General features: G+C 39.0%; 5 protein-coding genes. All 5 read right to left on the bottom strand.

The genetic code is table 11. The features are described 5' to 3' along the window. Positions 1-330: 330 nt before the first annotated feature. The 5 genes from M3610_RS16755 to M3610_RS16735 all read right to left on the bottom strand — a co-directional run bounded on the left by M3610_RS16755 (position 331) and on the right by M3610_RS16735 (position 5,761). Positions 331-2,763, bottom strand: a complete 2,433-nt coding sequence (locus M3610_RS16755) for a molybdopterin-dependent oxidoreductase (protein WP_251460760.1) — start codon at positions 2,761-2,763, stop codon at positions 331-333. Between the two features lie 46 nt (positions 2,764-2,809). Then, positions 2,810-3,232 carry a hypothetical protein gene (locus M3610_RS16750; RefSeq protein WP_098576677.1) on the bottom strand — a complete coding sequence of 141 codons (423 nt, stop codon included), beginning with the start codon at positions 3,230-3,232 and terminating at the stop codon, positions 2,810-2,812. A gap of 308 nt (positions 3,233-3,540) precedes the next feature. Then, a complete protein-coding gene (locus M3610_RS16745) occupies positions 3,541-4,920 on the bottom strand; it encodes a S8 family peptidase (protein ID WP_251460758.1) in 1,380 nt (459 codons plus the stop codon). Positions 4,921-5,119: 199 nt separating this feature from the next. Beyond that, positions 5,120-5,452: a hypothetical protein gene (locus M3610_RS16740; RefSeq protein ID WP_098576321.1), complete on the bottom strand. Its 333-nt coding sequence runs from the start codon at positions 5,450-5,452 to the stop codon at positions 5,120-5,122. A 105-nt stretch (positions 5,453-5,557) separates the two neighbouring features. Then, entirely contained in the window at positions 5,558-5,761 is a 204-nt protein-coding gene (locus tag M3610_RS16735; protein WP_180230234.1) for a hypothetical protein, read from the bottom strand. Positions 5,762-6,000: the final 239 nt, after the last annotated feature.

Here is a 6,000-nt window from a genome sequence, read left to right as displayed (position 1 = left end):
TCGCCCTTGTTAAAGGAACCTCAAACCATTGGTGTGTTTGTCAAGAGCGATTGCGGGTACCTCCACTACAAAAAAGAGAGAAGAAAAAAACTTCAGGTCACTTTTTCATAGAAGTTTTGACACTACCCATTCAAACGGGATATCACCTATATATGATTTATATTTTTTCTAGTGCATGTTCCTTAATAAGTTTTTCTATATGCAAAGATGATGGTGTTATGGACGAATGATGATGGCGGAAATGGACGATGAAAGTTGTCCTGATATGGACGAGATCAAAACAAAAGAGAAGCAATAATCATGCTTCCCTTCCTCATTAAAAATCCCTTTTTAAAACGAGCCATCCTTCAACTCTGGTAAATACGGTGGTATTGGTACATTTATGGTTGATGCCGGTATCTCAAGTATCTTTCCCATTTGAATATCGTAGGGCGAAATGAATGCGTTGGCTTTTTGTAGATTATCAACGGATATGCCATATTGATTAGCCAGCGATTGCAAAGTATCTTCTTCCGTAACGATATGCTGGGTCCGCAACTTTTCGATTTTACATGCTGATTGCTTAAATGTTGGCTGTTTGGATAATGGATCGGTAAAATCCGCTGTTAACTCATTTGCAGCTTCCCGTCTTTCCCAACTGCCAAAATGAAATGGAACAAATACTAGTCCTTTTTGTACCACATTTCCAATTCTTGCAGGAACCTCAATCCATCCACGTGGGGACGAGATACGAATAAGTTCTCCGGGAAGAAGCGAAAGTAACTCCGCATCTGCCTCATTGATTTCCACATATCCTTGGGGAGCAGCTACATGCAAAAGAGGTGAGCGTGCGGTCTTTGTCCTGGTATGCCAATGCCAAACAAGTCGTCCTGTTGTCAGCCACATTGGATACTCTTTTGTTGGCTGTTCAGCAGGTGGCAAATAGGTGATTGGATAAAGGATGGCCCGGCCATTTGGATTTTTCCTTTCATATTCTTGTTTTGTTAAAGGCCGTCCTGTAAATTGATGTTTCGTAAAACTTTGGGTATATTCTGTTTCTGTAGGAAATTTAAAATCAGTATATAGTCTGGTTGTACCTTCAGGATGCTCTTCATTTACAGGCCAGCGAAGGCCATTATACTTTTCTAACTTGTCGTAAGTTATTCCGGTCATATCACAAGGACGGCCACGAGAGACATTTTTCCACTCTTCAAAGCACTCTTCTGTTGTTGTGTAAGCAATTAACGGATTTCCATCACGATCCTTTAAGCCCATACGTTTTGCAAAATCTAACAAAATTTCAAAATCCGTTCTTACTCCTTCCGGAGGGTTTACGGCTTTTCTTAATAAATTAATCGTTCGATCTGTATTCTCCATCACTCCCTCTTTTTCTCCCCATAAAGCAGTTGGCAGAACAACATCGGCAACGGTCGCCGTCTCAGTTAAAAAAGGATCCTGAACTACAACGAATGTTTTTTCAAATGCTGCTTTGGCCCGCCGTCTATTCGGAAGAGAAACCATGGGATTGGTGCCGATATTCCAAAAGAAGCCGATTTGGCCCATTTCCATCATATCAATTTGTTCCTCAATCCCTTTTTCCGGCCCCACCGGAAGTTTCGCTTCATCCATATTCCATAGCCTTGCCATCTCTTGTATATGTGACGGGTTGGCCGAATTCCGCTGTGCTGGAAAAGTTCCCACTCCGCCTGCTGTCCGGTTAGCGGATGAGCTTGGTTGTCCTGCCATATGGAATGGTCCGCAGCCTGGCTTGCCAATTAACCCTCTAATCAAATGCAAATTATTGATGGCGACACAAGCTGTTGTCGCATCAGCGCTTTGATAGATTCCTTGCAGAGTGGTGGTGATAAGTGATGGAGTTTTCCCTAGCTGTGCTGCCACAAGCAGGAGTAAGTCGATAGGTACCCCCGTTACTTCAGACGTTTTCTCCGGGGTCCAATTTTTTACGGATTCCTCCATTTCTTGAAACCCAATTGTATGATTATCAATAAAGTTTTGATCAATCCAGCCATTTTTTAAAATCAGATAAAGGATTCCGTTTATAAGAGCCACATTTGTTCCAGGATAAAGCTGAAGATGGATGTCCGCGGCCTTTGCTGTCAGTGTTCTTCTAGGATCAACAGTGATAATGAACGGTTTTCCTGTTTTCTTCTTACGGTCCATTATCCGTTCAAAAAGCACTGTACCCGTTTCAGCTACATTGTGTCCAAACAACATGAGCGTTTCAGTTTCGTCTACATCATCAAAGGAAGTTGGACTGCCATCTGCACCAAATGATTGTAGTAAGCAAAATTCGGTGGTAGCTGTACAAAGCCGGGTATTGGCATCTAGCAAATGAGTTTGCAAGCCGGCCCTGCCAATCTTTGCGATTGTATAGTAATCCTCTAAGAGACCTTGTCCGGTTGAATAGATGGCTATGCTATTTGACCCTTTCTGTTTTAGAGAATCGGTCGCTTTTTTTACTATTAAATTCATCGCCTCATCCCATGTTGCAGGAACCAACTTTCCGGAAGAATCACGGATCAGGGGAGTTAACAGACGATCGGGGCTATTGTTGGCATACCACTGATTTTCCCCTTTGGGGCCAAGTCTGCCTCTGTTAATGGGATGGGCACTGTTTCCCTTGATTCCAACTATCTTCTCATCTTTCACAGCTATATAGCAGCCGCAGCCGATTGAGCATATATTACAAGTACTGTACACCCACTCATCGATATCTCCCTGGCTGTACACATTTATATCGGTTCTTTCAGTTTCCCAGGACATTGAAATTCCTCCTTGGATATTAGTTGTGAGATAAAGGATTTTGCTGTTAGCGAAGGGCAGATATGTAAAAAGAAGGAATGATATACTTCGTTTGCTCAGCCCCATAAATCCTTTCCAATTCGGCAGCTGCGTGTTCAAGGTTGGTCTTAATCTCCTGGAACAAAGGCTCCAAATTACTCACTGATTCCTGGTATGGAAGACTCATCCATTCAACCGCTCTTTTCCATGCTCGAAATGTAGGGTTGGCTATTTCATTATCATGATAAATAATAGTCAGAAATTCTGTTATGTTCTTTAGTTCGGCCCCATCATTTGCAAGCTCTTGCATTAGCTTTTTAATCATTTCCAGTTGCTCTCTCAAAATAGTTTGAAGTAAAATCGCAATCGGGTGATCAGAATTTTCTATTTCCTTTATTGCTTTTTCAGTTTGGTTTTGAAGATCTGAATATAACTTTTTTAGTTGTAACAATAAATTTCCTCTCTTTCATAATAATTAAAATGCTGCAGGCAGGTTCACATTCTTTACTAAATTTCCCAATCACTTGAGGAATATACTTTAGATGGAACCTTCCCTCTCTTTCTCAGAGGTAAATGGAGCAAGGTACCTCTTTTAGTCGGTATAGCCGTAAAAATTTGATGTATCCCTTTTAATGCATACGAAAAGCCCATAGATCATTTAAATCTAAGGGCTTTTTTGAACAACTATATTAATTAATATTGGATGACTCCGGCGGGTGGCAGATCGGAGGAATATCCATACAGAGTGAGAGTTTCCGATTATTGATTTTGGGCTGCTTCCAATCCATTCTTTACATTAATTAAACCACTACCGAAATCGTTATCCGTTCCAGGGATTCCTAAATCATAAGCAGAATTCTTAATAATGTCTATTACTTCTTTGTTAGTTAAATTAGGGTTTGCAGAAAGCATTAGACCTGCTAGTCCCGCTACATGTGGTGAAGCCATAGAGGTGCCTGAAAGGGACGCATACTGCTGGTTAAAATAGGTGCTCGGAATTTGGACTCCGGGAGCTGAAACATCGATATAATCTCCATAATTTGAGAATGGGGCACGTTGTCCTGTGTAACTTACGGCGGCGACACTTAGAACCTTAGGAAAAGCAGCTGGATAGCTCGGTTGCATAGTATTTTCATTTCCTGCTGCAGCAATCAAGACAACATTTTTATTGTATGCATAATCGATTGCCTCTTTTAAAAGTGAAGAATACTGATAATTGCCCAAACTCATATTAATGACGTCTGCTCCATGGTCCACTGCCCAAAAAATCCCTTTTGCTATATCAAAGGTCGTCCCATACCCTTCAGCATTCATTGCTTTTATAGGCATTATTTTGTTATACCAGGTGACACCAGCAAGGCCTTCTTGGTTGTTTGTTTCCGATGCAATGATTCCTGATACATGGGTGCCATGCCCGTTGTCATCATCAGGGAAATCATTATTCAACAGTACATTATAACCATTTGTTAATCGTCTTCTCAAATCAGGATGGTCCAGATCAACGCCAGTGTCTATAACAGCAATAATAATATGTTCATCCCCTTTTGTGATATCCCAGCCTGCTTCTGCTTGAATTGCCGATAAGTTCCATTGGTATTGTTCTCTATACAGCAAATCATTCGGAAGTTCAATTTGATTTTGCAGATAAAGATAATTGGGTTCAGCAAATTCAACAATAGCCTGTCTGTTAAAATATTCAATAAGTTCCTTGGTCGTAAGCTTATTAGAACGAAAAACAATCGTAGAATTTAGATTTTTAATGATTTTGCCATTTATTTCCCGTGCCATCGATTCTAATTCCTCTGTTGGTGGAAGAGTCTTGAATGTAACATTTACTTCTTTCTTAATATAATGACTCTCCGTTTTTTCATTGTGTTTAATTAGAAAAACGGAAGGATCATTTCTTAATTGATTCTTTATGGTTTGACCCATGGAAAGGCTGTTTATTTGAAGAACCTTTTTTTCGTTTTCAACATTTTGAACACGGGTTATAGAGGGATTCAATCTGTTTTTGACAGCAGCTGTTTTATTTCCTTGATTCTCTTCGTTTCTTGTATTTTTTCCTAAGAATAGTAACCCTATGGATAAAAAAATAAAAATGGAAACAGTAAACAATAAGGACTTTGGTATTTTTGTCATAAGACACCTCTAAATCATTTTATTATTAGCTTGTTTTACGGTTTGAATTTTAATGAAGGAAATACGTGGAAAATAAAAAAAGGCTTTCATTAAGAAAGGCAGTAAAAAAAATACATCAATCTTATCATCAAATGTCTTATGATCATCCTCGAATCTTGATACATAAAGAACACCGTTTGAGAACAAACGGTGTTTTAACTTATTCATCAATATTATCTGGGTCTTTTACATCTTTAGGATCTTCAACTGGTTCTTCTGTATCAGTGTTTATTTTGTTATCATCAATATTATCTAGATCTGCTGCGTCTTTAGGATCTTCAATTGGTTCTTCTGTATCAATGTTTACATTATTTTCATCAATATTATCTGGATCTACTGCGTCTTTAGGATCTTCAATTGGTTCTTCTGTCCCTGGACTTACATCCACTTCAGGTGGTGGTGGATTTTTATCCTCATCTCCATTATTACACCCCAATAACAGGAACATAGAAAGAAACACTGTTGGTACTAGTCTTAACCACTTAAGATTCATTTTTACCGCCCTTTCCATTTTGATTTTCTAAATTATTTTCTTCGTTTATTCTTTTATTATTCAGATAGTCTAAAAGGAAATTTGATGAAATACAGCAATAAAATTCTAAATAAAACGGTCTGTCACGGTAGGTATACCTAATAATCTTACTCCCCCGTTCGGTTTCGGGACTTCGACTCGACGGACCGGATTCGGTTGATAGGTTCCATTCATTAAAGAATCCGTAGTTAAGGCATCGTTTAGAAAACCTCTATCGTTCATTTGCGGCGTCAAATGCATTTTCTTCATCGGAAGTAGATTCCAGCACATATCCTCCCTTTGGTTTCACCATAGGCATTAAATACTACCCACCTATACGCAGCAGGTGGGGAGTATTTGTCGCTTAACTAAATATTAATTTATCCTATTCCAGATTCTGTCTAGATCCAAGGCAACATATACTTTATCACCATTAATTTCCTTATGAATGATAGGATTGGAAAAATACTGATTTATATTTCTATTAAATTGTTTATACCTTGCTCGTGGTTTTGGTCCTAAAATAGTTT

The organism is Neobacillus sp. MER 74, assembly GCF_023714155.1.
The sequence above is the reverse complement of the archived record's forward strand: the minus strand, read 5'-3'. Positions and strand labels throughout refer to the sequence as shown.

Excerpts from the sequence above, each read along its gene's own strand:
- M3610_RS16755 (WP_251460760.1), bottom strand. The coding sequence starts at position 2,763 with ATGTCCTGGGAAACTGAAAGAACCGATATAAATGTGTACAGCCAGGGA.
- M3610_RS16745 (WP_251460758.1), bottom strand. The coding sequence starts at position 4,920 with ATGACAAAAATACCAAAGTCCTTATTGTTTACTGTTTCCATTTTTATT.
- M3610_RS16740 (WP_098576321.1), bottom strand. The coding sequence starts at position 5,452 with ATGAATCTTAAGTGGTTAAGACTAGTACCAACAGTGTTTCTTTCTATG.
- M3610_RS16735 (WP_180230234.1), bottom strand. The coding sequence starts at position 5,761 with ATGTGCTGGAATCTACTTCCGATGAAGAAAATGCATTTGACGCCGCAA.